This is a genomic window from Mycobacterium sp. (assembly GCF_035653355.1).
Taxonomy (GTDB): domain Bacteria; phylum Actinomycetota; class Actinomycetes; order Mycobacteriales; family Mycobacteriaceae; genus Mycobacterium.
Genome location: NZ_DASRBZ010000610.1, coordinates 1 through 2,464, shown reverse-complemented (window position 1 = coordinate 2,464; position 2,464 = coordinate 1). Strand labels below are relative to the sequence as shown.

Here is a 2,464-nt window from a genome sequence, read left to right as displayed (position 1 = left end):
CACGGTCACGATCACCGGTCACGATCGCTTGCCCAGCCGTGGCGAGACGCCCCACCTGCTCGCGTTCATCCAGTACAGCGGCGCCCACTGCCGGCGAACCGCCACCGCCGAGTACGGGCTGCCGAGCAGCGAGTGGAGCTGGCTGTTCTATCCGCAGCGCGCGGAGCCACACTCACCCTTCAGGCTCGTGCTCTACAAGCGAGCGCGCACGAGGTTCGGTGAGCGTCGCGTCTGCGCCTACCTGTACCGGACCGCCGTCACGCCGGCCACGACGGCCAAGCCACTGGTGAGAGCGGGCGCCCCGTTCCGCGAGGTCAGGCACTAGCGCTAGTGTGCTTCACGGGTGCTCGACGTTCGGCTCGGGTGGTAGCCGACGCCGTTCCGCTGGCGAGAAAGTCCTTTGACGTGGTTGTGTGACGTATTCGCTAATGCTGTGCTGGATCGGTAGTGCCTGTGGGGTGTGCTCGACTGGTCGAGCACGTGGTCCAGGTCCCTGCGGGTGAACTTCCATTCGAATGGCCCGGATCCGCCGAGTGACGGACCTCGACAGCGGAGCAGCGTCCTGGTAGTCTGCGTGTGGCATCTACAACGTGGGAAGCCGGAGTATCCCACCGCTTTCTCACGGGACACCCTGGAAGAAGGGGGCAGAAATGAGTGAACGCCCTCGGCCCTGGTTTGTGAGGGCTGCTTTATTCACCAGTCTACTTGCTGTCCTCATGATCGGAGTGTCGCAGACCGCGGCAGCGACATCTCCGGCGCCGGCGGTCCCGCAGGACACATATCCGTGCCAACCGATCGCAGATGGCGACAACGTTCACGAGTCGACGAAACCCACCGGCTATGCCTCTGGACACGGTTGGTGGGAGCAAGGCACATGCCCGAGCGGCGTCAACACCGTGACGATAACCTTGTATGAGTTTTGGACCTCCGATCGCGAGTGGCACCCCATGGACACGAACAGTGGACAGGTCGGGCAGGCGGAGGTTCAAGCGCGTGGATAACTGCCAAGTCACCGTGCAAAGACACGAGTGAGAGGTACTGGTACAGCGTGGTGTCCGTCGTTGTCGGCGGTGAGGCTTACGGAAGCGACAGAACGCAAACCCGAACCGTGTACATCCCATGTAGGGCTTGAGTATTCGGCTAACTTGCTTCGGAGACTCCGTCGTTGATGAGAATTGGCTCGGCGCTTCGGCTGGGGGTCAGAACAGTGTGCAGCGAACTGAGATGACGCACGATGCCGGGGCTGGCGATCAGCGCGTCTACCATTCCCACACGGTCGAGCGGGCTCTCACGCGGGTGAAGGACGGGATCGTGTGGAATGTCGGTACCCAGGCCGACGTTGATTGGATCACGAATAACACCCCGGGCCGATGGATCACCCGCGCCATTCCGCCCATCTTCGAGGCCTATGCGACGCTGGCGCAGCCCGGAGCTCCGGGCCGATCGCGGGACTTAGGCGAAGAGCGCAAGCAGGACCTCGCGCTGATCGAGCTGCTGGAGAGACATACGGCGAAGCAGCCATGGTGGCTTGGGTATCTCGACACCGGCGCGAGCGATGTCGTGTTCTCCGACGCGCCGAAGGTGATGGTCTACCTTCCGGTCACATGGAAATATGTGCTGGTGCAAGCCGGACCTGAGCAGGCCGTCACCTGGCGGCCGGCGCGGGACGGGAAGCGCAACTGGAAGAGCAGCGAACTCCCGGATCTGATGTTTCCAGACGATCACACGTGGCTGATCTCGACACTCTGGGACGATGACTGGGCTTGCATCGGTGGATCCGAGGGAATGATCGCCGATCTCCTGCACGATCCACTCCTTGGCCGTAATGCGCGTCGGGTCACTCCCGAGGAGGACGACACACCGCCAGGACACGCTGATCGGTAGCGGTCGTCATAACCCTGTTCGCCCGGTCACGGCAATCCCTCCCACCGCCCGCATGGACGCGGATTTGAGTGATACGGTCCGGAGGGTCAGATCGTCAGTGTTTACAGACGATCCCGACATTCGATCGCCACGGCACCGCTCCTGACCAGCAAACGTCGGGTATTGCAACTCGCCGGCAGCACCCGACAACTACGGTGCGGCCGAAGCACCACCGAAATCGGCCAATCAAACGTGAAGGATTCCGAGAAACACCACGAAGTTGTGGACGTCGCCGCGATCCGTGCTCGACTGGCGACTCTCACCCCGCTACAGCCCTGGCGGATGGCGGACCACGTAGCTGCCGCCGTCGGCAAGGTTGCCGAGCGGGTCATAGCGCCATCGCGGCCCGGTCCCGGCGGGGATGTTCGGCCCGCCGTAGTTGGCGGTGTTGAACGCCCTCCCCGCGACCACTAGGAAGGCGTGGCTCGGGTCGGCGTAGATCGTGATCCAGCGGCCGGGGCCGGGCGCGCCATAGGTCTCGAGCTGGGTCGAGTCCTCGGGCGATGACAGCAGGCCGGCGCCGTGCAGCGCGAAGCTGACC

The 2,464-nt window shown here is 63.6% G+C and carries 3 protein-coding genes; 2 read left to right on the top strand and 1 reads right to left on the bottom strand.

What is annotated here, in order from left to right; translation table 11 throughout:
- Nucleotides 1–325: hypothetical protein (locus VFA16_RS21170; protein ID WP_324969716.1), on the top strand; the 325-nt coding region annotated here is incomplete at its 5' end.
- Between the two features lie 899 nt (nucleotides 326–1,224).
- Entirely contained in the window at nucleotides 1,225–1,884 is a 660-nt protein-coding gene (locus tag VFA16_RS21165; RefSeq protein WP_324969715.1) for a hypothetical protein, read from the top strand.
- 306 nt (nucleotides 1,885–2,190) lie between these two features.
- On the opposite strand, the gene VFA16_RS21160 is transcribed toward VFA16_RS21165, so the two are convergent.
- Nucleotides 2,191–2,464 (bottom strand): hypothetical protein (locus VFA16_RS21160; protein WP_324969714.1); only part of this gene is annotated, 274 nt, incomplete at its 5' end.

What these genes read in the sequence shown, in the direction of transcription:
- VFA16_RS21165 (WP_324969715.1), top strand. Translation starts at nt 1,225, where the DNA reads ATGACGCACGATGCCGGGGCTGGCGATCAGCGCGTCTACCATTCCCAC.